We start from the raw sequence: 24,716 nt of genomic DNA, 5'->3' as shown, positions 1-24,716 counted from the left end.
GTCCAGTGCGAGACGTACCGTCGCGGCTACCGGCGTCGCGCAAGGACGACAACGGCAGCAGTATCCTTGGCATTGGTAAAGCGCTTGATCTCGACGACGCCGACCGACCGTAGCCATTCCTCCGATACGGCACCGCCGCGCCCGCTTTCCAGCACGGCGAGATCATAGCGTCCGGCGGCAACGGCGGCAGCCAGGTCGTCCATGCTCATCATGCCGTCGACGCTCTCTTTGTACGGCCAGCCGGCATGGTAAGCCGTGCGCGGACTGCCGCTGTAGACCCGCGAGCGATCGGCAACGTTGGCGGCAAGCCAGGCGCCGGCTTGCCGATACTGGTTGTTTGCCGATGTAGGAGGCATCACCCCAACCAGCGCGGAGAAGACGATGACCGCCACCACCGGCACCCGCCACCGTCGATGGCGGCGCAGCAGACAAGCCAGCCCGCACGCGATCAGCGGCACCGCCAGGATGGCGAGAAAGCCGACGTAGCGGCTGGTAAGAAAGAACTGGTGCATGAGGAACACGACCAGCACACCCGCATAGACGGCGAAACTCCACCCCAGCGGCTGCCATCGCCCCAGCAACGTTCCCGGCGGCAGGCAGCGTCCGGCGAACAGCAGCGGCACCAGCAGCACCCCGCTCATGTCCATAAATTTAGCCGGAACGGTGGACAACAGGCCGAAGAACAGGATCGATCCAGCCTCGTCGGCGGAATACTTGTTGAGAACGGCGCCGGCCATGCGCTCGGCGGCAGCCCCGAACCGCTCGAGCATGGCCAGCGGATCGGACGCCGACAGGTAGTATTCGATCCGTCCGTCAACGCCGATGGCGCCACTGCCGACCAGCACCGCCGCAGTCGCCAGCGCCGCTGCCGGCACGCTGCCCAGCATGACGAGGCGGCGCCAGCGCTCACTGCCGCCGACAGCGAAGGCCTGCCACAGGAGCAGCGCCGGCAGCAGCATCGCGGCCTCGAGACGGAACAGGCACGCCATGGCAATCGCTCCGAGCACAGCGAAGGCCGACGCCCATCGCAAGCGCTCCGACCAACGCAGGGCGAGCAGCAACGCCAGGAGGGAAAACAGCCAGAAGCCGAACTCACGGATCAGATGATCGCGATAGGCATTGAAAGCCGGTAGCGCCAGTACCACCAGACAGGCCGCCCAGGCGGCATCGGGAAACTGCCGGCGAGTGATCAGTACCAGCACGGCACACACGCCCGCCAGCAGTAGCGCACACAGGGCGTAGCCGGTAGTTTCAACGCCGAATCCGGTCAGCCTGGAAAGCAGCCCGATCCCGATCGCCAGGTAGGGCCAGTCGAAGTTGGCCTTCGCCGCGGCGAAGCCATGGTCGAGAAACAGCCGGGCGGTATCGAGGTAAAGCATGCCATCCCGGTTCGGCCCCGCGCTGCCGTAGATCGCGACCGTCGACAGCAACAGGCTGCCGATGAACGCCAGCCACGCCGGGCCGAGGCCGGCCAGCCGCTGCCGCGCCGACCCGGTGGCCAGCCGCGTGCGCCGCGCAGCTTCAGCCAGCGTCATTTTTTGCCACCAGCACATCTTCCATCACCAGGTACTGCAGGTCCGAGCCGAAGAACATGTCGAGCGCATCGGTCGGCGAGCAGATCATCGGCTCGCCGCGGCGGTTGAGCGAAGTGTTGAGGACCACGCCGTTGCCAGTGAGCGTTTCCAGCTCCTTCATCAGGTCGTAATAGCGCGGGTTGAATTCGCGCCGCAGTACCTGGGCGCGCGAAGTGCCGTCCTCGTGCACCACTTCGGGCACGCGCGTCTTCCACTCTTCCGCGACCTCGAAAGTGAAGGTCATGAACGGCGCCGGATGGTCGGTCTGCAGCATCTGCGGGCCGACGGTGTCGAGCATGCTGGGGCAGAACGGGCGCCAGCGCTCGCGGAACTTGATCTGCTCGTTGATCCGGTCGGCCACCCCGGGCGCGCTCGGGCAGCCAAGGATGGAGCGGCCGCCGAGCGCGCGCGGGCCGAACTCCATGCGGCCCTGGAACCAGGCCACCGGGTGGCCGTCGGCGAGGATCCGGGCGATGCGCTGCGGCACCGCGACGTCGCCGTCCTCGAGCCGCTGCCACTGCGGCCGCGCCGGGTGCTTGGCGCAGGCGGCGATGACGTCCTCATTGGTGTAGCGCGGCCCGAGATAGACGTGTTCCATCTTCTCCACCGCCACGCCGCGCTGCACCGAGACGTAGGACGCCGCCCCCACCGCGGTGCCGGAATCGCCCGAGGCCGGCTGCACGAACAGCTCCTTCACTTCCGGGCGGGCGATGATCTTCTGGTTGAGTTTGACGTTGAGCGCGCCGCCGCCGGCGAAGGCGAGCCGCCCGGTCTCGCGCAGGATGTCGCCGAGGTAGTAGTCCATCATCTGCAGGGCGAGGTCCTCGAACAGCTTCTGCATGCTCGCCGCGTAGTGGATGTAGGGGTCGTCGGCGATGTCGCCGTGGCGCATCGGCCCCAGCCAGTCGATCAGCTTGGGCGAGAAGTAGTAGCCCTTGCCCTGTTCCTTGTAGCGCCGCAAGCCGATCACGTTGGCGTAGTCGGTGTTGATGACGAGCTCGCCGTGCTCGAATTTCGCCAGGCGCGAGAAGTCGTGGCGGCTCGGGTCGCCGTAGGGCGCCATGCCCATCACCTTGTATTCGCCGTCGAGCATCTCGAAGCCGAGGTATTCGGTGATCGCGCCGTACAGCCCGCCGAGCGAATCCGGGTCGTAGAACTCCTTGATCTTGTGGATGCGGCCGTTCTCGCCGTAGCCGAAGAAAGTGGTGGCGTACTCGCCCTTGCCGTCGATGCCCATGATCGCGGTCTTCTCGGTGAAGCCCGAGCAGTGGTAAGCGCTGGAAGCGTGGGCGAGGTGGTGCTCGACCGCTTCGATACGCACCTTCCTGAGGTCGAAGCCGAGCTGCGCCAGGCACCATTCGATGCGCTTCCGGTAGCGGTGGAAGCGGCGGTTGCCCAGCAGAATCGCGTCCAGCCCGCGGTCGGGGGCGTACCAGTAGCGCTTCGCATAGTGCCAGCGCGCCTTTTCGGTGATGCCGATCGGGGCGAAGGGAATGGCGACGACGTCGACGTCCTTGGGCCGGATGCCGGCGAACGCGAGGCAGAACTTCGCCGCCTCGTAAGGCATGCGGTTCTTGGCGTGCTTGTCGCGAACGAAGCGCTCCTCCTCGGCGGCGGCGGCGAGCCGGCCGTCGAGGTAGAGGGCGGCGGAGGGGTCGTGGGTGAGCGCGCCGGAAAGGCCGAGGATGGTGAGGGACAAGGGCGAGCCTCCGGGTGAACAGGGGAGCGGGCGGCAGGGCGGATGCCGGCTTCGAGGGGGCGAATTATACGCTGCCCGGGAACGACGCCCGGCATGCCGGGGAGCACAAGTTGCAGCGCCTTGCAGGCGGTTTCCCGCATTCGGCACAGCCTTGCACCGAGCCCCCGTGCACTGCATGATTGCCGCCCTCGTGCACGTTTGCCGCGAACAGCCTTGAGCGCCCCCCTTGAGCCTTCATCCGACCTACCGACCTGATATCGACGGCCTTCGGGCGGTCGCGATCGTTCCCGTCATCCTGTTCCATTACGGGCTTTCCGGATTCGAGGGCGGTTACGTCGGCGTCGATGTGTTCTTCGTCATTTCCGGGTATCTGATCACGTCGATCCTCCACCGCGAGATGAGGATGGGCGTATTTTCCTTCGCCGCCTTCTACGAGCGCCGGATCCGGCGCCTGCTGCCGGCATTCGCGGTGGTCACCGGGGCGAGCTTCCTCGCCGGCTGCATCTGGTTCCTGCCGGCCGATCTGGAAGCGCTCTCATCCAGCCTGGTCGCAGCATGGTTCTTCGCTGCCAACCTGTATTTCTGGAAGAAAACCGACTATTTCGATGCCGAAGCGATCGACAAACCTCTTCTTCATACTTGGTCGCTGGCCGTGGAAGAGCAGTTCTACATCGTCTTTCCCTGCCTGCTGCTGGCGGCGCTGCGCTGGTTTCCCGGCCATCTCCGAACAATCATCGCCGGCTGCGCGCTGCTCTCCCTGCTGGCAGCAGCAGCGGTCGTCGGACATGCGCCGGAGGCCGCTTTCTATCTGCCCCATCTGCGCGCATGGGAGCTGCTCGCCGGTGCCCTGCTGGCGCTTCGGGTGATCCCCCCACCGCAGACCGCCGCCCTGCGCGATGCGCTGGCGATCGCCGGCCTGGCGCTGATCGGCCAGGCCGTGTTCACTTTCGACGAAACTACCCTATTCCCCGGGCTCAGCGCAGTGATTCCGGTCCTCGGCACGGCAATGGTCATCACCGCCGGCAGCGCGGGCGGGGCACGGTGCAATCACGTCCTCGGCGCAAGGCCACTCGTTCTCACCGGCCTGCTGTCGTATTCGCTCTATCTCTGGCACTGGCCGCTCTTCGTCTTTGCCCACTATCGCCTCGGACGCGCCCCGGCGGGGCTCGAGCTGCTGTGGCTGGCCGCCCTCACCTTGGTGCTGGCCGTGCTTTCGTGGCGTTACGTCGAGCGCCCGCTGAGAGGGAAAAGCCGCCGACTGACGCGCCGCACCCTGTTCCGCGCCACCGCACTGACCGTCGGCCTCGCCAGCCTGGCAGGGGTCGGCGTGCGCCTGACCGGCGGCCTGCCCGCGCGCCTCCCCGCAGCCGTAGTGGCGACCGCAGCCACCGCCGAAGAACCGATCCCTTTTCGCGAAGCCTGTTCGGGCCTCGGACTCGACGCCATCCGCGACGGCAGTCTATGCACATTGGGCAAAAACGGCGCGCCCGGATTCCTCCTCTGGGGAGACTCCCATGCGCTGTCGCTGGCCCCCGCCGTCGACCGTGCGGCCTCGCAGGAAGGGCTCGGCGGGCGCTTTGCGGGAAAATCCGCCTGCCCGCCGCTGCTCGGCACGCTCGAGTTCAAGCGTTCGAAAACGAGTTGCACCGGATTCAATCGCGCGGTGCTCGAATACATCGACCGCGAGCCGTCGCTGCGCCAGGTCTTCCTCGTCGCCCGCTGGTCGTACTACCTCTCCATTGCGCAATCCGACGCCGACCGGCGGCGCTTTGCCGATGCCCTCGAAGCGCTGGTGGAGCGGCTTCGCGCGCGCGGCATCCGCGTCGTGGTGGTCGAGCAGGTCCCCGAAATGTCGGGCGACATTCCCTCCCTGGCCGCGCGCGCGGCGTGGTTCGGCTGGCCTCCGGCGGACGACCTTCCCGCCGCCGAGTACCGCCGCCAGCAAGGGGCGCTGCGGGCGATTCTCGGCATCGCCGAGGCCACCGTGGAGCCCTCCGGTTTCGAGCTGCTCGACCCGGGCCACGCATTTTGCGACGATGACCGCTGCCGCGCCCTCCGCGCCGGCAAGCCGCTGTATCGCGATGCGCACCATCTCTCGCAAGAAGGTGCTTCCCTGCTGATCCCGCTGTTTCAACACTCCCTCGCCTCGGACAAAGGCGGCACATGAAGCCCGCAGATCGATGAGCACCTCACTTCTGGTCACCGGCGCGAGCGGCTTCGTCGGGCGCCCCCTCCTGCGCCGGCTGCAGGCGGAGGGCCGGCACGCGGTGGGCACCGCCCGCCGCCCGCCGCCGGGCAGCGGGCTGCAGCCCGGCCCCGTCCTCGGTCCCGACGCCGACTGGCGCGGACTGCTTGGCGGACGCGAGGTGGTCATCCATGCGGCGGCCCGCGTCCACGTCATGAACGACGGCGCCGCCGATCCGCTCGCCGAATTCCGCCGCGTCAACGTCGACGGCACCCTGCAACTGGCCCGGCAGGCCGCCCGTGCGGGCGTGCGGCGCTTCATCTTCATCAGCTCGGTCAAGGTCAATGGCGAATGCTCGCCGCCGGGCCGCCCCTTTTGCGCGCACGACCGCCCCGCGCCCGGCGACCCCTACGCCCTCTCCAAGCACGAGGCCGAGCAGGGCCTGCTCGCCCTGTCCGCCCGCACCGGCATGGAGGTCACCCTCATCCGTCCGCCGCTGGTCCACGGCCCCGGCGTGAAAGCCAACCTGCAGACCCTGATGCGCTGGCTTGCACGCGGCCTGCCCCTGCCGCTCGGCGCCATCCGGCACAACCGGCGCTCGCTGGTGGCGGTGGACAACCTGGTGGACCTGATCACGACCTGCATCGACCACCCCGCCGCGGCGAACCGGACCTTCATGGTTTCCGACGGCGAGGACCTGTCCACGACCGCGCTGTTGCTGCGCCTGGCCGCAGCGATGGCCGTGCCTGCCCGGCTGCTGCCGGTACCGCCGTGGATGCTGACGCTGGGCGGGGCGCTGAGCGGACGGCAGGCGATGATCCGGCGCCTGTGCGGCAACCTGCAGGTGGACATCGCACCGACCTGCGCAGCGCTCGGCTGGACACCGCCCATCGGCGCCGATGAAGGCCTGCGGCGAACGGCCGCCGGCTTCGGGGGATGACGGTGGGCGTGCTTGCGCAACTCGGCCTGATCCTGGCGGTCGGCATCTTCTCGGCCGCCCTGACCGGTCTGCTGCGCCGCTATGCACTGGCGCGCGGCGTCATCGACATCCCCAACGCGCGCAGCTCGCACACCCTGCCGACACCGCGGGGCGGCGGCGTGGCGATCGTGCTCGGCACCGCGCTCGCGCTGCCCGCGCTGTGGGCCGCGGAGATGATCGCGCCGGCGCAGCTGTGGGCCCTGCTCGGCGCGGGCGGGGCGGTGGCGGTGGTCGGTTTCGCCGACGACCACGGACACATCGCGGCACGCTGGCGACTGCTGGCCCATTTCAGCGCCGCCGCCTGGGCGCTGGCCTGGCTCGGCGGCCTGCCCCCCGTGCCGTTCTTCTCCGCCTTGCAGGTGCCGGACTGGGTCGGTGCCGTTTTCGGCGCGCTGTACCTGGTCTGGATGCTCAACCTGTACAACTTCATGGACGGCATCGACGGCATCGCCGGCGTCGAAGCGGTCTGCGCCTGCCTCGGCGGCGCGGCGCTCTACCTGCTGTCCGGACATCCGGCGCTGTCGCTCCTGCCGCTGGTGCTGGCCGCCGCAGTCGCGGGCTTCCTGTGCTGGAACTTCCCGCCGGCGAAGATTTTCATGGGCGATGCGGGCAGCGGCTTCCTCGGCATCACCCTGGGGGTGCTGTCGCTGCAGGCCGGCGGGGTGTCGCCGCAGCTGTTCTGGGCCTGGGTGATCCTGCTCGGGGTGTTCGTGACCGACGCCACCGTGACCCTGCTGCGCCGCCTGCTGCGGGGCGAAAAGCTCTACCAGGCCCACCGCAGCCATGCCTATCAGCACGCGGCCCGGCACTTCGGCCGCCATCGGCCGGTAACGCTGGCGGTGGCGGCGATCAACCTGCTGTGGCTGCTGCCGCTCGCGCTGGGCGTGGGAAGCGGAATCCTGGGTGCCCTGGCCGGCGTCGTGCTCGCCTACGCTCCGCTGTCGCTGCTGGCCTTCCGGTTCCGCGCCGGGGCGGTCGAAAAGCAGTGATGTCGAGCGCCTCCGGGATACGGCGCTGTCGTGCCCCCCGGGGAGCGGGAAAACGCGGGGCGGCCCGGGGTTTCTTGTGAGCAAGTGAGACAAATCGATCCGCCACGCCATCCCCGCCCGGGCAAGCGGTTAGAATCGCGACCGCGCTCACCGGACAGGACTGGCCGGCGCGGCGCCACCCCATGCTCAAGAACGCCACCCGCTCCGCCATCGTCTTCCTCTTCGATCTCCTCGCCATGCTCGTGGCGTGGGTCGGGGGCGTTGCGCTGCGTTTCAATTTCGACCTCCCCGCCCACTACGCCGACAAGCTGCTTGCGGCCGGAGCGGTGTTGCTGCTCGTCCACGCCATCGCCTGCCGCTGGGCCGGGCTGTATCGCGGCATGTGGGTGTTCGCCAGCCTGCCCGATCTGCGCCGGGTCCTGAAGGCGGTCGGCGTCTCCGCCGTGGCGATGGCGCTCGTGATCGCCATCGACCGCGGCACCCCCGCCTTGCCGCGCACGATGCTCGTGCTCTATCCGGTGCTGCTGCTGGTGGTGATGGGCGGCGGCCGCGCGGCATGGCGGATGTGGAAGGAGCATCGCCTGTACGGCGGCCTGATCGGCGCCGGCAAGCCGGTGGTGGTGGTCGGCGCCGGCACCGGGGGCGCGATGCTGGTGCGCGAACTGACGCGCAGCCCGGACTGGCAGGTGGTCGCCCTGGTGGACGACGACCGTGCGAAGTGGGGGCGGGAGCTTTACGGCCAGCCGGTGGTCGGCGCGATCGAGCGCCTTCCCCAGGTGCTGCACGACTACAAGGTGAGCCACGTGATCCTGGCCATGCCCTCCGCGGCCAGCGCCGCACTCAAGCGTGCAACCGACATCGCGGTGCGCGCCGGCGCCCATGTGTTCACCGTGCCCGGCCTCGACGACCTGATGAACGGCCACGTCGCGATCAACGCCATGCGCCCGGTCGACATCGAGGATCTCCTCGGCCGCGAACCGGTGCACATCGACTCCGCGCACGTGCAGGCGATGATCGCCGGCAAGACCGCGCTCATCACCGGCGCCGGCGGCTCCATCGGCAGCGAGCTTTGCCGCCAGCTCGCCCGCTTCGCCCCCGCCCGGCTGGTGCTGATGGAGGCCAGCGAATTCGCCCTGTACGGCATCGAGCAATGGTTCCGCGAACACCGGCCCGAGGTGGACGTGGTGCCCTTGGCCGGCGACGTCAAGGACGCGGCCCGGGTGGACGAAATCTTTTCCGCCTGGCAGCCGCAGCTGGTGTTCCACGCCGCCGCCTACAAGCACGTGCCGCTGATGGAAATCGCCAACGCCTGGCAGGCGGTGCGCAACAACGTGCTCGGCACCCTGCAGGTAGCGACGCAGGCCCGGCATCACGGCGCCGAGCGCTTCGTCCTGATCTCCACCGACAAGGCGGTCAACCCCACCAACGTGATGGGCGCGACCAAGCGCCTGGCGGAAATGGTCTGCGAAGCGCTGAGCCGGGCAGGCGCCGGCCCTACCCAGTTCGAGATGGTGCGCTTCGGCAACGTGCTGGGCAGCACCGGCAGCGTGATTCCCAAGTTCGCCGAGCAGATCGCCCGCGGCGGGCCGGTGACGGTCACCCACCCGGAGATCAACCGTTACTTCATGTCGATTCCCGAGGCCGCGCAGCTGGTCCTGCAGGCGGCAGCGATGGGCCAGGGCGGGGAGATCTTCGTCCTCGACATGGGCGAGCCGGTGAGGATCGCGGACCTCGCGCGCAACATGATCCGGCTGTCGGGCTATACGGAGGACGAGATCCGCATCGAGTTCACCGGCCTGCGCCCGGGCGAGAAGCTGTACGAGGAACCACTCGCCGCGGCCGAAGAAACCCGCGAGACGCCCCACCCCAAGCTGCGCATCGCGCGCTCGCGGGCTGTGGAGGGGACTTTCCTGGAAGAACTGGGCGACTGGCTGTCGCAGCCGGGCCCGGTGAGCGACGAAAAAGTACGCACGGGACTGCAGCGCTGGGTGCCGGAATACGAGCCGGCGAGGCATTCGGACGCAGCGAATCCGGCACCGCAGGAGGCCGCCCGGCCCCGATTGCGCGTGGTGGGATGAGCTCGGCCGGGCTGCTCGATCAGCAGGCATTTCCGCAGGGATCGCGCCCAGCGGCCCGCACGTGCGCTTTGGCTTATCATTCCTCGCATCCCCGCCCACACGGAGGCTCGCATGAGCAGCGCCCGCGCACGCCCCGCCCGGATCGGCATCGACGAATACCTTGACGGCGAAACCCGCACCGACATCAAGCGCGAATACCTGCTGGTCGACCCCGACCAGCGCTGCGTGGAGCTGTATCGCTTCGGCGCCCCGGGTCGGACATCGACCTGCGCCTGGGCACGGACATCGACGAACTGCTGCTGCCCTGGAAGGTCGACCTGTGCCTGTGGCATCAGATCGACAACGCCGCGCTGCACGAGTATATCGAGCGCGTTGGCCGCGATCTGGAAACGGGGTTACGAATCGATGGAGTCGGACCCCGTTGATTGCGCTTGAAGCGCTGGCGGTTAGTAGCACCCGCGGATGTACCCTAGAATTGCAAGGTGTTTGCATAAACAAAGTCAGGAGCAGACATGAGGCTGTCACCCGAACAGATCTCTGCAATCCGCCAGTCGGCGCTCGATGTCTTCGGTGACGGAACATCGGTCTGGCTGTTCGGTTCGCGCACCGACGACAGCAAGCGCGGGGGCGACATCGATCTGCTCATCGCCCCGCCGGCACTCAGCTCCGAGGAGCGTCTATTGCGGAAGATTCGCTTTCTCGCCCGGCTGGAGCGCCGCCTCGGCGAGAGAAAAGTGGATGTCGTCATCGAGTCGCCGAACGACACCCGCCCGATCGTTCGCGTCGCCCATGAGACCGGGCTACGGCTTCAATGACACACGCGGCCGATCTGCTTTCCCTGGGGCATGCTCTGACGGCCTGCTCCCAACACGAAGACGCGTTGAAGGACGCGCTCGAGGATCTTTCACAACGCGCGCTGAAGCCGGCCGATCTCGAGCCGCTCACGAAGAGCGATCGTCGTCTCCTGGATCAATTCGCGTACCGATATACCCGGCTGCAGGACGATATGGGCGCGCGCTTGTTTCCCGCAGCGCTGCGGGCATTGGGCGAAGACATCGCCCCCATGCCGGTGCTGGACCGCCTGGCGAGGCTGGAACAACTGGGCTGGTTGCCCTCGGCTGATCATTGGGCGGAACTGCGCCGCATTCGCAACGAGTTCGCCCATGACTACCCGGACACGGTCGAGGAGCGGTTCAGCCGGCTGCAACTGGCCATTCGGTCGGCAAACGCCGCCTTGGGCGTTTTGGAGCGCATGCGAGAGCATATAGATGCACGGTTTCCGGGCCTCTGATGCGCCCCACCCGGCAGACGGGCAACGCCAGCCTGAAGATCAACCGCGGATCTTCTCGATCAGCCCGCTCGTCGAGTGCCCGGGCACGAAGCCGAGCACTTTCACCTCGCCGCCGGCGCGGCGCACGCAATCGCCGCCGGCGATCTGTTCGGGGGTGTAGTCGCCGCCCTTGACCAGCACGTCGGGCAGCACCGCGCAGATCAGGCGCTCGGGGGTGTCTTCGGCAAAGGGGACGACCCAGTCCACACAGCCGAGCGCGGCGAGCATGCGCAGGCGGTGCGCAAGCGGGTTCACCGGCCGGCGCTCGCCCTTCAGGCGACGCACCGAATCATCGTCGTTGACCGCGACGATGAGGCGATCGCCCAGCGCGCGCGCCTGCTCCAGATATTCGATGTGGCCGGGGTGAAGGATATCGAAGCAGCCGTTGGTCATCACCACGCGCGCGCCGGCCTCACGCGCGGCGCGCACGGCGGCGACCGCCTCGGCTTCGCCCAGCACGCCGCTGCGGCGGTCACCGCCGACCGTGCCGGCGGCGGCCAGATGCGCATCGACGTGGGCACACCAGATGTGGCCGACCATGATGTGGCATTCCTGGATGTGCGCGGTCTCGGCCACCCCGATGGTGACGGCGACGTCGACCAGATCGCGCAGCCTGCCGCCGTCGCGCCCGAGCAGGCCGATCAGCTCGCAGCCGCGCGCGCGCGCCGCGTGCATGGCGGCGATGACGTTGGGGCTGTTGCCGCTGGTGGAGATCCCCACGACCACGTCGCCCGGCCGGGCGAGCGCCTCGACCTGGCGGGCGAAGACGCTGTCGTAGCCATAGTCGTTGCCGACCGCGGTGAGGATCGACGTATCGGTGGTGAGCGCGATCGCCGGCAACCCGCGGCGCTCGGCGACGAAGCGCCCGACCAGTTCGGCGGCGATGTGCTGCGCGTCGGCCGCGCTGCCGCCGTTGCCGCACAGCAACAACGTGTTGCCGCGATTGATCGCCGCACCGATGCGCTGCGCGGCGGCGGCCACCGCGGGTTCGCTGGCGCGCAGCGCGGCCACGGCGGCGAGGTGCTTGTCGATGTACTGGGCGATGAAGGTCATGGCGGGACTCGTGATGCGGGTCGCGGGCAGGCGCGCGGGAAAGACTTGATGCGGGAAAAGGCATCGGCCGGAGGTGCGATGTTAACATGAGCCGCATTCCGGGCACGCCGCCCGCAAATCCGCCATGAACGCGCCGCCCCAGAGCCCCTTCCTGATCGTCCTCACCACCCTCCCCGACCCGGCTTCCGCCCAGGCGCTGGCCGCGGCGCTGATCGAGGACGGGCTGGCGGCGTGCGTCAATGTGCTCGCTCCCTGCACCTCGGTATATCGCTGGCAGGGCAAGGTCGAAACGGCCATCGAGACGCCGCTCCTGATCAAGACCGCCACCGCCGCCTATCCCGCGCTGGAGGCGGCGATCCGGGCCCGTCACCCCTACGAACTTCCCGAGATCGTGGCGGTCCCTGTGGAGCGGGGCCTGCCCGCCTACCTCGCCTGGGTGCACGCCAACGCCACGCGGTCCCAGCCGGACCCCGCTTCATCCGACCCTTCCGCCGAATGACCTCCATGCCGCATCTCTTCCTGCCTCGCGCCCTGCTGCTCGCCGTGCTCGCGACCCTGTTCGCGCTCACCGCGCGCGCCAACCCGATCGAACCCGAAAAGGCCTTCGCGCTGCGCGCACAGGCGCTCGATGCGCAGACGGTGGAAGTCGTGTTCGAGGTGGCGAAGGACTACTACCTGTATGGCGACAAGTTCCGCTTCGAGGCCGAGCCGGACACGATCGGCCTCGGCGCCCCCGAAAAACCGGCCGGCAAGCGCCACCGGGACGATTTCTTCGGCGAAGTCGAAACCCATCGCGGTGCGTTGCGCATCCTGCTGCCGGTGCAGGCGCCCGCCGGCCTCACCCGTTTCGAGCTGATCGCCACCAGCCAGGGGTGTTGGGACGGCGGCATCTGCTACCCGCCCACCACCCAGCGCGCCTCGATCGATCTCTCCGCGCCGCCGCGCCAGGCGGCAAGCGGCTTCCTCGGCCAGTGGTTCGGCGGCAGCAGCAGCGCCCCGCCACGCAGCAGCACCGCAGCCGCCATCGGCCAGTCCGGAGCCGCAGCGGGCGCCGATTCATCGCCGGCGCCCACCATGACTCCGGCCGAAGGGCCACGACCGGACGCGGCGCCGGGCGACGAAAGCGGCGACGTCGCCCGCCTGCTCGCCGGCGCCAGCGTGCCGCTGATCCTCGCCAGTTTCTTCGGTTTCGGCCTGCTGCTGGCGTTCACGCCGTGCACCTTCCCGATGATTCCGATCCTGTCCGGAATCATCGTCGGCCAGGGACACAAGGTGTCGCACGCGCGCGCCTTCATGCTCTCCCTGGGCTACGTGCTCGGCATGGCAAGCACCTACGCCCTGGCCGGCGTCGGCGCCGGCCTCACCGGCACGATGCTGACCGCGGCGCTGCAGAACGTGTGGGTGCTGTCGGCGTTCGCCCTGGTGTTCGTGCTGTTGTCGCTGTCGATGTTCGGTTTCTACGAGCTGCAGCTGCCTTCCGCGCTGCAGAGCCGGCTCGCCGACAGCGCCGGCCACAACAAGGGCGGCAGCCTGGGCGGGGTAACCGCGATGGGCGTGCTCTCGGCGCTGATCGTCGGCCCCTGCGTGGCCGCGCCGCTCGCCGGCGCGCTGCTCTACATCGCCCGGACCGGCGACGCCGTGCTCGGCGGCTGGGCGCTGTTCGCGATGGGGCTGGGGATGGGCGCGCCGCTGCTCGCGGTGGGGGTGGCGTCGCGCTCGCTGCTGCCCAAGGTGGGGCCGTGGATGGAAGGCGTGAAGCAGACCTTCGGCGTACTGCTGCTGGCGGTGGCGCTGTGGATGCTGACTCCGGTGCTGCCGGCGCTGGCGGCGATGCTGGGGTGGGCGGCGCTGCTGCTGTTTTCCGGCATCTTCCTGCATGCGCTCGACCCCCTGCCTGCGCATGCGCGGGGCTGGATGCGCCTGGGCAAGGGCGTCGGCGTGGCGCTCGCGATCGCCGGCGCGGCGGTCCTGGTGGGGGCGCTTGCCGGCTCGCGCGACCCGCTGCAGCCGCTCGCCGTACTGCGCGCCCAGGCCGGGGGGCCGGTGACGCAGCCGCAGTTCGAAAAAGTGCGCTCGATCGCCGAGCTCGACGCGCGGCTGGCCGCCACCGACCGCCCGGTCATGCTCGATTTCTATGCCGACTGGTGCGTGTCGTGCAAGGAAATGGAGCGCTTCACCTTCAGCGATCCCCGCGTCGCCGAGCGCATGGGCCGGATGCTGCTGCTGAAGGCCGACGTCACCGCCAACGACGACGAGCACAAGGCCCTGCTCAAGCGCTTCGGCCTGTTCGGCCCGCCCGGCATCCTCTTCTTCGACGCCCGCGGCCAGGAGCGCCAGGGGCTGCGCGTGGTCGGCTTCATGAAGGCCGAGCCCTTCGCCACCGTGCTGGAGCGCGCCCTGTAGCACGCCGTTTTCCCCTACAATCCCGGCTTTCTCCCTTTCGGCTCAGTCCCTTCCCATGTTTTCCGGCATCATCGCGGCGGTCGGCCGCATCGAACACATCGAGCCGCTCGCCGAAGGCGTGCGTCTGACCGTCGACACCTGCGGCCTCGACCTCGGGGACGTCATCGTCGGCGACAGCATCGCCAACAGCGGCGTGTGCCTCACCGTGATCGCGCGCGACGGCGCCAAAGTGAAGTTCGACGTCTCGCGCGAGACGCTCGACTGCACCGTCGGCCTCGACCTCGCCGGCGCCGAAGTCAACCTGGAAAAGGCGCTGAGCCTGGCCGACCGCCTCGGCGGGCACCTCGTCACCGGCCACGTCGACGGGGTCGGCGAAGTGCTCAAGTTCGAACCGGTGGGCGAGAGCCACGAGCTCGTGATCCGCGCCCCGGCGGCGATCGCCGGCTACATCGCGAAGAAGGGCTCGATCACCGTGAACGGCGTCAGCCTCACCGTCAATCGCGTCGACGGGCGCGACTTTTCGATCAACCTGATCCCGCACACGGTCGCGGTCACCAACCTCAGGCATCTGAGCGCCGGCAGCCGGGTCAATCTCGAAATCGACCTCATCGCGCGCTACGTCGAACGCATGCTCGCCTGGCGCAGCGAGGAAAACGGCTCCGCTGCCTGAATGCCGCCCACCAAGCGCCGCCGCAACGCCCACAAAGGAAACAGCATGAGCGCACTCGCGCCGATCACCGACATCATCGCCGACATCAAGGCCGGGAAAATGGTCATCCTGGTCGACGAGGAAGACCGCGAGAACGAGGGCGACCTCGTCATGGCGGCCGAATTCGTCACCCCGGAAGCGATCAACTTCATGGCCAAATACGGCCGCGGCCTGATCTGCCTGACGCTCACCGACGAGCGCTGCCGCCAGCTCGGACTGCAGCAGATGGTGCGCGACAACCGCACCCCGCACGGCACCGCGTTCACGGTCTCGATCGAGGCCGCCACCGGCGTCACCACCGGCATTTCGGCGCACGATCGCGCGCGCACCGTGCAGGTCGCCGTCGCCCGCCACGCCAAGCCGGACGACATCGTCACTCCCGGCCACATCTTCCCCCTCACCGCGCAGAAGGGCGGCGTGCTGATCCGCGCCGGCCACACCGAGGCCGGCTGCGACCTCGCCCAGCTCGCCGGCCTGGAGCCGGCCGCGGTGATCTGCGAGATCCTCAAGGACGACGGCACCATGGCCCGCCTTCCCGATCTCATCGACTTCGGCAAGGAGCACGGCCTCAAGATCGGCGCCATCCGCGACCTGATCGAATACCGCGCCGCCACCGAGCACCTGGTGGAGAAGGTCAGCGAGAAGGACGTCGACACGCCGCATGGCCGCTTCCGCCTCACTGCCTTCGAGGAAAAGACTTCCGGCGACATCCATTTCGCCCTGTCGCGCGGCGACATCACGCCCGAGCGCGAAACCCTGGTGCGGGTGCACGAGCCGATCTCGGTGCTCGACTTCCTCGACTCCGGCAGCGGCAAGCACAGCTTCCCCGTCAACCAGGCGCTCGCCGCCCTGGCCGCGGCGGAAACCGGCGTGATCGTCCTTCTCTATCGCCCGATGTCGGGCCGCGAGCTGCTCGCCGGCCTCGACGACAACCGCGAACGTCCGATCCAGCGCTGGGACGCACGCCTGTTCGGCGTCGGCGCCCAGATCCTGCGCGCGCTCAACGTCGGCAAGATGCGCCTGCTCGCAAACCCGCTGAAGATTCCGAGCATGACCGGCTTCGGCCTCGAAATCACCGGTTTCGTCGACAAGAACTGAACTCCTCGCGAAGATAAGACCATGCAACGCACCCAACCCGAAACCACCCGCAAACAGTCGCGCTACGACGGCATCGCCGAGATCGACCCCGACTTCAACGGCACCGGCCTGCGCGTCGGCGTGGTCATGGCGCGCTTCAACCTCGACATCTGCGAAGGCCTGCTGTCGGCCTGCACCGCCGAGCTGTTGCGCCTGGGCGTGGCCCACGCCGACATCCGCATCGCCACCGTGCCCGGCGCGCTGGAAATTCCCCTGGTGCTGCAGACAATGGCCAACAGCGGCCGCTTCGACGCCCTGGTCGCGCTCGGCGCGGTGGTCCGCGGCGAGACCTACCACTTCGAACTGGTGTCGAACGAGATGGGCGCCGGCATCACCCGCGTCGGCCTCGACACCGGTCTGCCGATCGCCAACGGCGTGCTCACCACCGAAGACGAGGACCAGGCACTGGCCCGCATGAGCGAGAAAGGTGCCGACTGCGCCCGCGCCGCGGTCGAAATGGCCCGCCTGCTGAAGGTGCTGCGATGACGGATCCGACCCCGCCGAACCCTGCGCCCGAAGGCGCCGCCAGCCCCAATCCGACGAGCAAGATGGCCCGCCGCCGGGCCCGCGAACTGGCCCTGCAGGGCGTCTACCAGTGGCTGTTGTCGGGAAACGCGATGGCCACGGTGCAGCGCCACCTGGAATCGGAAACCGAGCGCCTCGACCGCATCGACCGCGAACTGTTCGTCAGCCTGCTGCGCGGCGCGATCGCCAGCGCGGACGAATTGCGCGCGGTGTTCACGCCGCTGCTGAGCCGCCCGGTGAGCGAGCTGTCGCCGATCGAACACGCGATCCTGCTGCTCGGCACCCACGAACTGCGCCACAACCTCGACACCCCCTACCGGGTGGTGATCAACGAGGCCATCGAACTCGCCAAGGGCTACGGCGGCACCGACGGCCACAAGTTCGTCAACGGCGTCCTCGACAAGCTCGCCGCCCGCCTGCGCCCGCAAGAAGTCGACGCCGCGCGCGCAGCGAAGGGCTGACGCCCGGCAACGGCGGCGGCCACGACGCCACCGGCCGGAGCGGCGCATGCATGAACTGTCCCTCGCCGAAGGGGTCCGGGAAATCATCGACGAGGCCGCGGCGGCACAGCGCTTCCGCCACGTGCGCACGATCATCCTCGAAATCGGCGAGCTGGCCGCGGTCGAGACCGAGTCCCTGCAGTTCTGTCTCGCGCTCGTGCTGCGCGGCACCCTCGCCGAGGGCGCGACGATCCAGGTCGAGACGGTTGCCGGCAGCGGGCGCTGCCCCGGCTGCGGGCAAACGGTGGCGCTCCGCGAACGCTACGCCCCCTGCCCCGAATGCGGCGGCTTCGGCGTCGAACCCCGCGCCGGCACCGGAATGCGGGTGCGGGCGCTTGAAGTCGCGTGAGCAGGACGGACGCGGGAGGACAGGATGTGCACGACATGCGGATGCGGTGGCGGGGAAGCGAGGATCGGGGCCGTATTCGGCGGCCGCAAGGAGGCGCGCGCGGCCGCGGCGCACGAGGTGCATGAACGGCCGCCGGCCGAGCGCCCCCACCGCTGGCGCGCGTTGACCGCCGACACGCCTGCACGGCGCGCGCCCGGGAACGCCCGCGTTCTCCCCGCCGCCGACCTTCATGACCCCCCGTCCGGCCACCGGCCACCGCCCGCGGCCCCCGCCGTACCTGCCCACGCCCCCTCCGCAGCGACGCGGATGCTGGCGATCGAGCGCGACCTCCTCGCCAAGAACGACGTCCTCGCCGCCGCCAACCGTGCCGCCTTCGCCGCGCGCGGCATCTTCGCCCTGAACCTGGTGTCGAGCCCCGGCTCGGGCAAGACTTCGCTCCTCGTGCGCATGCTCCAGGCGCTCGCCGGCCGCATCCCGGCGGCGGTGATCGAAGGCGACCAGCAGACCGAATTCGACGCCGAGCGCATCCGTGCCACCGGCGTCCCGGCGCTGCAGATCAACACCGGCAAGGGCTGCCATCTCGATGCCGGCATGATCGCGCGCGCACTGGCGCGGATGGACCTCGCCGCGGGCAGCCTGCTGCTGATCGAGAACGTCGGCAATCTCGTCTGCCCGGCCGCGTTCGACCTCGGCGAAGCGCACAAGGTGGCGATCCTGTCGGTCACCGAGGGCGAGGACAAGCCGCTCAAGTATCCCGACCTGTTCGCCGCCGCCGACCTGATGCTGCTCAACAAGGTCGACCTGCTGCCCCACCTCGCCTTCGATGCGCAGCGTGCGATCGACTACGCGCTGCGGGTCAATCCGCGCCTGCGCGTGATCCGGACCTCGGCCACCACCGGCGCGGGCGTGGGCGAATGGATCGACTGGATCGAGGCCGGGCTGGCGGCGGCACGCGCCGGGCGCGGCGCGAGCGCATGAATGCCCCCATGGCCGACCTTGCGCCGACGGCCGCTGGGGCCGCGGACGCGCGGCACGGCGAGGCGCTGGCGCTGCCCTCGACCGGCGCACCGGCGCGCGCCGGCGCGCGGCCCATCCTCGCCCTCGGCGCCTGGTTCAAGCACGCCGCCTGTCTGCTCGAGAACGGCCACGCGCGCTTCGGCCCCAACCTGGGCGACCTCGACAACGCCGATGCCTGCCGCGGCGTCGAGCCCGCGGTCGCCGCCCTGCTTGCCGCCTCCGCGCACCCGCCACGCGCGGTCGCCCACGACCTCCACCCCGATTTCCACTCCACCCGCGTCGCCCTCGCCACCGCCGCGCGCCTGGGAGTGCCGGCGATCGGCGTGCAGCACCACCACGCCCACGCCGGCGCGGTGCTCGCCGAGCACCGCCGCTTCGACACCCGCCCGGTGCTCGCCCTCGCCCTCGACGGTGTCGGCCTGGGCAGCGACGGCGGCGCCTGGGGCGGCGAGCTGCTGTGGGTCGCGGGAGCGGAGTTCGTCCGCCTCGGCCACCTGCGCCCGCTGCGCCTGCCCGGCGGCGACCGCGCCGCGCGCGAACCCTGGCGCATCGCCGCCGCGCTGCTCCACGCCGGCGGCCGCGGCGCCGAGATCGCCCGCCGTTTCGCCCGCCAGCCGGCGGCGGCACAGCTCGCCCAGGTGCTTGCCCGCCCGGCGCTGTGCCCGCCGACCACCAGCCTCGGCCGCCACTTCGACGCCGCCGCCGGTCTGCTGGGTATCTGCGAGGTCATGGGAGCGGAAGCGGAAGCCGCGCTCGCCCTCGAAGCGCTCGCCGCGCGCAGCGCCGCGCCGGAGGTGGCACCCGGCGACTGGCACATCCTCACCCACCCGGCAGCACCGGCACCGGCCGCGGACGGCGGCGGTCAGTCCGCGGGCCGCTTCGGCGCGGCCGCTTCATCGCCCCCCGCCACCCCTGTGCTCGAACTCGATCTCCACCCCCTGCTGCTGCGCCTCGCCGACGAGACCGACGCCGCGCGCGGCGCGGCGCGCTTCCAGGCCACCGTGGCGGCCGCGCTGGTGGACTGGGTCGAGCGCGCACGCATAGCGAGCGGCTGCGACACCGTCGTCCTCTGCGGCGGCTGCCTGCACAACCGCCTGCTCTCGGCCGCACTCGAATCCGCCCTCGGCGCGCGCGGCCTGACCGTGCTCGGCGCGCGGCGGCTGTCGCCCGGCGATGCCGGCCTCGCCCTCGGCCAGGCCTGGGTCGCCCATCATCGTCTCGCCGCACAGGAGTCCTGAGCATGTGCCTCGCCCTTCCCGCCCGCATCGTCGAGCTGCTCGACGGCGAGCGCTGCCGCGCCGAACTGGGCGGCGTGCGCAAGGAAATCTCGCTCGCCCTCGTCGACGGCGCTGCGCTCGGCGATTACGTCATCGTGCACGTCGGCTACGCCCTGACCCGGCTCGATCCGGCCGAAGCCGAGCGCACCCTGGCGCTGTTCGCCGAGGCCGGCCTCGACCCCGCCGCCGCCCGCGATCACCCTGATGCGGAGCGGGGGAGCAGTACATGAAGTACATCGACGAATTCCGCGACGGCCGCCTCGCCGCCGGGCTGGCGCGGGCGATCGCACGCGAGGCCGCGCCCGGCCGCGACTACGCCTTCATGGAATTTTGCGGCGGCCACACCCATGCGATCGCGCGCTACGCCGTCACCGACCTGCTGCCGCCCACGGTGCGCATGATCCACGGTCCCGGCTGCCCGGTGTGCGTGCTGCCGATCGGGCGCATCGACATGGCGATCCGGCTCGCCCTGGCGCGCCCCGACGTCATCGTCTGCACTTACGGCGACTGCCTGCGCGTGCCCGCCTCCGGCAGCCTGTCGCTGCTGAAGGCGAGGGCGCGCGGTGCCGACGTGCGCATGGTGTATTCGCCGGCCGACGCGCTCGCCCTTGCGGCGCGCGAACCGGCGCGCGAAGTGGTGTTCTTCGCCATCGGCTTCGAGACCACCACCCCGCCCACCGCGCTCGTGCTGCGTGCGGCCGCGGCGCAGCGGCTGGACAACTTCAGCGTGCTCTGCAACCACGTGCTGACGCCGGCGGCGATCGCCGCGATCCTCGAATCGCCCGAAGTACGCGACCTCGGCACGGTGCCGCTGGACGGCTTCGTCGGCCCCGCCCACGTGTCCACGGTGATCGGCAGCCGGCCCTACGAGCGCTTCGCCGCCGCACACCGCAAGCCGGTCGTGATCGCCGGGTTCGAGCCGCTCGACGTGATCCAGGCGATCCGCATGCTGATCCGCCAGGTCAACGACGGCCGCGCCGAAGTCGAGAACGAATTCACCCGCGCCGTCACCCGCGACGGCAACCGCAAGGCCCAGGCGCTCGTCGCCGACACTTTCGAAGCGCGGCCCAGCTTCGAATGGCGCGGCCTCGGCGCCGTGGCCGACTCGGCGCTGCGCATCCGCCCCGCCTTCGCGCGCTGGGACGCCGAGCGGAAATTCGCCCTCGACGATCGCCCGGTGCCCGACCACAAGGCCTGCGCCTGCGGCGCGATCCTGCGCGGCGTGCGCACCCCCACCGACTGCAAACTGTTCGCCACCGCATGCACGCCGGAAACGCCGATGGGCGCGTGCATGGTGTCCTCGGAAGGCGCCTGCGCCGCGCACTACACCTACGGGCGCTTCCGCGCTGCGGCGCAGCGCACGGATTAGTGCCCGGCCTTCGGGCCTGTCGCACCGAATGGATGAGGAACGGTTTGCGTCCCCTCCCGAATTTGAACCCGGAGCCCGCTTTACGATGAATGCCCTCCACTCCGCTTCCACCCGAGCGCTGGACCTGCGCCACGGCCGCGTCGATCTGAGCTTCGGCGCCGGCGGGCGGGCGATGGCTCAGCTCGTCGCCGAACTGTTCGTGCGCGCCTTCGCCAACGACTACCTCGCCCGTGGCGACGACGGCGCGGTGCTGCCCGCGCCCGCCCCCGGCGAACGCCTGGTGGTGAGCACCGACGCCCACGTCGTCAGCCCGCTGTTCTTTCCCGGGGGCGACATCGGCAGCCTCTCGGTGCACGGCACGGTCAACGACCTCGCGGTGATGGGCGCCCGTCCGCTGTACCTGACGGCGGGCTTCATCCTCGAAGAAGGCTTCCCCCTCACCGAGCTGGCGCGCATCGTCGACTCGATGGCCGCCGCCGCCCGTGCCGCCGGCGTGCGGGTGGTGGCCGGCGACACCAAGGTCGTCGAACAGGGCAAAGGCGACGGCGTGTTCATCACCACCGCCGGCATCGGCGCCCTGCCCGCCGGGCGCGACCCGGGCGGCGCCCGCGCCCGCCCCGGCGATGCGGTGCTGGTGTCGGGCGCGATCGGCGAGCACGGCATGGCGATCCTGGCGCAGCGCGAGGCGCTCGCCTTCGAGTCGACGATCGTCTCCGACAGCGCCCCCCTGAACGGGCTGGTCGAAGCGCTCTATGCCGCTGTGCCGGCAGCGGCGATCCGCGTGCTGCGCGACCCCACCCGCGGCGGACTGGCGACCACCCTCAACGAGATCGCCGCGCAGTCGGGCGTGGGCATCGAGCTGGCGGAAGAGGCGATCCCGGTGCCGGCCCAGGTCCGTGCGGCGTGCGAGCTGCTCGGCCTCGATCCGCTCTACGTCGCCAACGAAGGCAAGCTGGTGGCGATCTGCGCCGCGGAGGCCGCCGACGCCCTGCTCGCGGCGCTGCGCGCCCACCCGCTGGGCGCGCAGGCGGCCTGCATCGGCACCGTCACCGCCGACCCCGAGTGCTTCGTCCAGATCCGCACCGGCTTCGGCGGGCGGCGCATGGTGGACTGGCTCGCCGGCGAACAGCTGCCGCGGATCTGCTGAACGCCGGCGACAGCGGTAATCCGCCATTACAACTGATTACCGGCGGATACCCCTGGCAGCGCCGGATTCTCCTATCGTGTTTCCACCATGGAGACGGCAAGCGCAGTGCGCGACGGCTCCACTCCGGACACCCTCACCAGGAGCTCGACAAATGAACAAGCGCATTTCCATCCTCGCCACCGCCCTTCTCCTCGCCGCCGGCAGCGGCTCGGTTCTCGCCAAACAGGAGGGCGCCGGCAAGGCAGTGAAAGGCGGCAGCGCCGCGACCCACATGAGCGAGAAAGGCCTGGGCAACACCAACGGCCCGAACGCGGCCACCCGCAGCAGCGGCCTAGAGCGCGCCGAAGAGCGCATGAGCGAAAGCGGCCTCGAGCACTCGAAGCCGGGCGAAGCACAGCTCGAGCGCAAGCTGGAAGGCAACCCGGGCAAGGCCAAGGGCCGGCAATAACGACCGGGCACGGAAACCGGTGCCAGCAGCCAAACTTCAGGGCACGAATCAGCGCGCAGCAGCGGTGTCCACATCGAAGCTCACTCCCTGCGCCAGAGGCAGCGCAGCGGAATAGTTGATCGTCGCCGTCGAGCGCCGCATGTAGGCGCGCCAGGCGTCCGAGCCGGCCTCGCGCCCGCCGCCAGTATCCTTCTCGCCGCCGAAGGCACCGCCGATCTCGGCACCGCTGGTGCCGGCGTTGACGTTGGCGATGCCACAATCGCTCCCCGCCGCCGACAGGAAGCGCTCGGCCTCGCACAGCTCATTGGTGAAGATCGCCGACGACAGGCCCTGAGGCACGTCGTTGTGGCGCGCGATCGCCTCATCCAGATCTTCGTAGTCGAAGCAGTGCAGCACGGGCGCGAACACTTCATCACTGCTATTGCGCACTGCCGCGCCATGCTCGACCAGCGCCGGGCGCGCATACCAGGCGTGCGGGAAGCGCTCGGCCAGCACCCGCTCCCCGCCCCGCACCGACGCCCCCTGCGCGCGCGCCGCGGCGAGCGCCGCCTGCATCCGCTCGAAAGCGTCGCGATCAATCAGCGGGCCGACCAGGGCGGCGGATTCGCGCGGATCGCCGACCACGATCCGCGCGTAGGCCGCGCGCAGGCGCGACAGCAGCGCCACACGCACCTGCGCATGGACGAACAGCCGCCGCGTGCTGGTGCAGCGCTGGCCGGCGGTGCCGACGGCACCGAACACGATCGCGCGCAAGGCCAGCTCGAGGTCCGCGCTGGGGGTGACGATCACCGCATTGTTGCCGCCCAGTTCGAGGATGCTGCGCCCGAAGCGCTGCGCGATGCGCGGTGCCAGCACGCGCCCCATCGCGCAGCTGCCGGTCGCGCTGACCAGCGCCAGGCGGCGGTCATCGGCCAGCAGCAGGGCGAGCTCGGGGCCGCCCGGCAGCACCGCGGACAGGCCCGCAGGCACGTCGTCCATGCCGGCGGCGGCCTGCTCCAGCAGGTGCTGGCAGGCGAGCGCGCACAGCGGCGTCCGCTCCGACGGCTTCCACACGATCGCATCACCGCACACCAGCGCCAGCGCCGCGTTCCAGGCCCACACCGCGACCGGAAAGTTGAACGCGGTGACGATGCCGACCACCCCCAGCGGGTGCCAGCTCTCGCGCAGCGCATGACCCGGGCGTTCGGAAGCGATGGTGAGGCCGTGGAGCTGGCGCGACAGGCCGACGGCGAAGTCGCAGATGTCGATCATCTCCTGCACCTCGCCTTCACCCTCGCTGCGGATCTTGCCGCACTCGAGAGTGACGAGCGCGCCGAGGCTCGCCTTGTGCTCGCGCAGCAGCGCGCCGAAGCGGCGCACCAGTTCGCCGCGGCGCGGCGCCGGCACCTGCCGCCAGGCGGCGAAGGCAGAGGCAGCGCGGGCGATGCGGTCCTCGGCCTGGGCCGGGGAAGCGCATGCGATCCGCGCCAGCACGCTGCCGTCGATCGGCGAGACCACCGCCTGCCTGCCCCCCGCCAGCACACCGGAGTCGAGGCCCAGGCGGGCACAAACAGTCCTTGCATCCATGTCATGTCCTCCACTGCATGTACAGGCTGCGCGCACCGCGGCCCTGCAGCGCCGGCACGCCCCTGCAGCGTCGGACCGGCCCGCGCGGCGATGGTGCCGGACAGCGGTGGGTGGGGGTGGATGGGGAATGGATCGAGCTTGACCCCGGGCGCGCCCCTCCCGGACAATCGAGCCTCCTTTCGGTTCGACGAAACGGAACACGGTGCGAATCCGTGGCGGGCCCGCCGCTGTATCCGGGGACGGGCGCTGCAAGGTCGACAGACCGGCCACTGGCGGGGACCACCCCGCCGGGAAGGCGCAGCGCTACGGCTGATCCGGGAGCCAGAAGACGTGTCGAACCGTTGAGGAGTCCAGGCAAGGGCTCCGGCCGAGCGCATGCGCA

At 70.1% G+C, this 24,716-nt stretch carries 24 protein-coding genes and 1 riboswitch; of the genes, 20 read left to right on the top strand and 4 right to left on the bottom strand.

Annotation, left to right across the window (positions count from 1 at the left end; all coding sequences use genetic code 11):
* Positions 1-26 precede the first annotated feature (26 nt).
* A complete protein-coding gene (locus MXC99_RS08635) occupies positions 27-1,535 on the bottom strand; it encodes a hypothetical protein (RefSeq protein WP_247725054.1) in 1,509 nt (502 codons plus the stop codon).
* On the bottom strand, positions 1,522-3,273 hold the full coding sequence (locus MXC99_RS08630; protein WP_247725053.1) for a carbamoyltransferase family protein: 1,752 nt from the start codon (positions 3,271-3,273) through the stop codon (positions 1,522-1,524). The genes MXC99_RS08635 and MXC99_RS08630 overlap by 14 nt, the downstream gene beginning before the upstream one ends.
* 226 nt (positions 3,274-3,499) lie before the next feature.
* Here MXC99_RS08630 and MXC99_RS08625 point away from each other — a divergent pair, with 226 nt between their 5' ends.
* The 7 genes from MXC99_RS08625 to MXC99_RS08595 all read left to right on the top strand — a co-directional run bounded on the left by MXC99_RS08625 (position 3,500) and on the right by MXC99_RS08595 (position 10,795).
* Positions 3,500-5,440, top strand: a complete 1,941-nt coding sequence (locus tag MXC99_RS08625; protein WP_247725052.1) for an acyltransferase family protein — start codon at positions 3,500-3,502, stop codon at positions 5,438-5,440.
* Between the two features lie 13 nt (positions 5,441-5,453).
* Positions 5,454-6,398, top strand: a complete 945-nt coding sequence (locus MXC99_RS08620; protein WP_247725051.1) for a UDP-glucose 4-epimerase family protein — start codon at positions 5,454-5,456, stop codon at positions 6,396-6,398.
* Positions 6,395-7,426 carry an MraY family glycosyltransferase gene (locus MXC99_RS08615; RefSeq protein WP_247725050.1) on the top strand — a complete coding sequence of 344 codons (1,032 nt, stop codon included), beginning with the start codon at positions 6,395-6,397 and terminating at the stop codon, positions 7,424-7,426. Before MXC99_RS08620 ends, MXC99_RS08615 begins: the two co-directional genes overlap by 4 nt.
* A 182-nt stretch (positions 7,427-7,608) precedes the next feature.
* On the top strand, positions 7,609-9,504 hold the full coding sequence (locus MXC99_RS08610; protein WP_247725049.1) for a polysaccharide biosynthesis protein: 1,896 nt from the start codon (positions 7,609-7,611) through the stop codon (positions 9,502-9,504).
* Positions 9,505-9,615: 111 nt separating this feature from the next.
* Entirely contained in the window at positions 9,616-9,939 is a 324-nt protein-coding gene (locus MXC99_RS08605) for a Uma2 family endonuclease (RefSeq protein ID WP_247725048.1), read from the top strand.
* A 77-nt stretch (positions 9,940-10,016) separates the two neighbouring features.
* A complete protein-coding gene (locus MXC99_RS08600) occupies positions 10,017-10,319 on the top strand; it encodes a nucleotidyltransferase domain-containing protein (RefSeq protein WP_247725047.1) in 303 nt (100 codons plus the stop codon).
* Between the two features lie 65 nt (positions 10,320-10,384).
* A complete protein-coding gene (locus tag MXC99_RS08595) occupies positions 10,385-10,795 on the top strand; it encodes a hypothetical protein (RefSeq protein WP_247725046.1) in 411 nt (136 codons plus the stop codon).
* A gap of 39 nt (positions 10,796-10,834) precedes the next feature.
* On the opposite strand, the gene rfaE2 is transcribed toward MXC99_RS08595, so the two are convergent.
* Positions 10,835-11,887 (bottom strand): D-glycero-beta-D-manno-heptose 1-phosphate adenylyltransferase, encoded by a 1,053-nt coding sequence (gene rfaE2, locus MXC99_RS08590; RefSeq protein ID WP_247725045.1) that lies wholly within the window; start codon positions 11,885-11,887, stop codon positions 10,835-10,837.
* A 124-nt stretch (positions 11,888-12,011) separates the two neighbouring features.
* On the opposite strand from rfaE2, the gene cutA reads away from it, so the two are divergent.
* The 13 genes from cutA to MXC99_RS08525 all read left to right on the top strand — a co-directional run bounded on the left by cutA (position 12,012) and on the right by MXC99_RS08525 (position 22,768).
* Positions 12,012-12,386 carry a divalent-cation tolerance protein CutA gene (gene cutA / locus MXC99_RS08585; protein WP_247725044.1) on the top strand — a complete coding sequence of 125 codons (375 nt, stop codon included), beginning with the start codon at positions 12,012-12,014 and terminating at the stop codon, positions 12,384-12,386.
* 5 nt (positions 12,387-12,391) lie between these two features.
* Positions 12,392-14,290: a protein-disulfide reductase DsbD gene (dsbD, locus tag MXC99_RS08580; protein ID WP_247725043.1), complete on the top strand. Its 1,899-nt coding sequence runs from the start codon at positions 12,392-12,394 to the stop codon at positions 14,288-14,290.
* Positions 14,291-14,345: 55 nt separating this feature from the next.
* Entirely contained in the window at positions 14,346-14,960 is a 615-nt protein-coding gene (locus MXC99_RS08575; RefSeq protein ID WP_247725042.1) for a riboflavin synthase, read from the top strand.
* 45 nt (positions 14,961-15,005) lie between these two features.
* Positions 15,006-16,097: a bifunctional 3,4-dihydroxy-2-butanone-4-phosphate synthase/GTP cyclohydrolase II gene (gene ribBA, locus MXC99_RS08570; RefSeq protein ID WP_247725041.1), complete on the top strand. Its 1,092-nt coding sequence runs from the start codon at positions 15,006-15,008 to the stop codon at positions 16,095-16,097.
* A 21-nt stretch (positions 16,098-16,118) separates the two neighbouring features.
* Positions 16,119-16,622, top strand: coding sequence for a 6,7-dimethyl-8-ribityllumazine synthase (ribH, locus tag MXC99_RS08565; protein ID WP_247725040.1), 504 nt, complete (start codon positions 16,119-16,121; stop codon positions 16,620-16,622).
* On the top strand, positions 16,619-17,122 hold the full coding sequence (gene nusB, locus MXC99_RS08560) for a transcription antitermination factor NusB (RefSeq protein ID WP_247725039.1): 504 nt from the start codon (positions 16,619-16,621) through the stop codon (positions 17,120-17,122). Before ribH ends, nusB begins: the two co-directional genes overlap by 4 nt.
* 46 nt (positions 17,123-17,168) lie before the next feature.
* On the top strand, positions 17,169-17,510 hold the full coding sequence (hypA, locus tag MXC99_RS08555; RefSeq protein ID WP_247725038.1) for a hydrogenase maturation nickel metallochaperone HypA: 342 nt from the start codon (positions 17,169-17,171) through the stop codon (positions 17,508-17,510).
* 24 nt (positions 17,511-17,534) lie between these two features.
* Positions 17,535-18,488 carry a hydrogenase nickel incorporation protein HypB gene (gene hypB, locus MXC99_RS08550; RefSeq protein ID WP_247725037.1) on the top strand — a complete coding sequence of 318 codons (954 nt, stop codon included), beginning with the start codon at positions 17,535-17,537 and terminating at the stop codon, positions 18,486-18,488.
* The gene (locus tag MXC99_RS08545) at positions 18,485-19,765 is read left to right on the top strand and encodes a carbamoyltransferase HypF (RefSeq protein ID WP_247725036.1); all 1,281 of its coding nucleotides are present in this window, start codon (positions 18,485-18,487) and stop codon (positions 19,763-19,765) included. Before hypB ends, MXC99_RS08545 begins: the two co-directional genes overlap by 4 nt.
* Positions 19,766-19,767: 2 nt before the next feature.
* Entirely contained in the window at positions 19,768-20,034 is a 267-nt protein-coding gene (locus tag MXC99_RS08540; protein WP_247725035.1) for a HypC/HybG/HupF family hydrogenase formation chaperone, read from the top strand.
* Entirely contained in the window at positions 20,031-21,173 is a 1,143-nt protein-coding gene (gene hypD / locus MXC99_RS08535; protein WP_247725034.1) for a hydrogenase formation protein HypD, read from the top strand. The genes MXC99_RS08540 and hypD overlap by 4 nt, the downstream gene beginning before the upstream one ends.
* 85 nt (positions 21,174-21,258) lie before the next feature.
* Positions 21,259-22,320 (top strand): hydrogenase expression/formation protein HypE, encoded by a 1,062-nt coding sequence (hypE, locus tag MXC99_RS08530; protein WP_247725033.1) that lies wholly within the window; start codon positions 21,259-21,261, stop codon positions 22,318-22,320.
* Positions 22,321-22,471: 151 nt separating this feature from the next.
* A complete protein-coding gene (locus tag MXC99_RS08525; RefSeq protein ID WP_247725032.1) occupies positions 22,472-22,768 on the top strand; it encodes a hypothetical protein in 297 nt (98 codons plus the stop codon).
* Between the two features lie 48 nt (positions 22,769-22,816).
* On the opposite strand, the gene amaB is transcribed toward MXC99_RS08525, so the two are convergent.
* The gene (gene amaB, locus MXC99_RS08520) at positions 22,817-24,334 is read right to left on the bottom strand and encodes an L-piperidine-6-carboxylate dehydrogenase (protein WP_247725031.1); all 1,518 of its coding nucleotides are present in this window, start codon (positions 24,332-24,334) and stop codon (positions 22,817-22,819) included.
* A 163-nt stretch (positions 24,335-24,497) separates the two neighbouring features.
* A riboswitch (cobalamin riboswitch) is annotated at positions 24,498-24,686 on the top strand.
* The last annotated feature ends 30 nt before the right edge of the window (positions 24,687-24,716 follow it).

It is taken from the genome of Thauera aromatica (assembly GCF_023093595.1).
Lineage (GTDB): Bacteria > Pseudomonadota > Gammaproteobacteria > Burkholderiales > Rhodocyclaceae > Thauera > Thauera aromatica_A.
The sequence above is the reverse complement of the archived record's forward strand: the minus strand, read 5'-3'. Positions and strand labels throughout refer to the sequence as shown.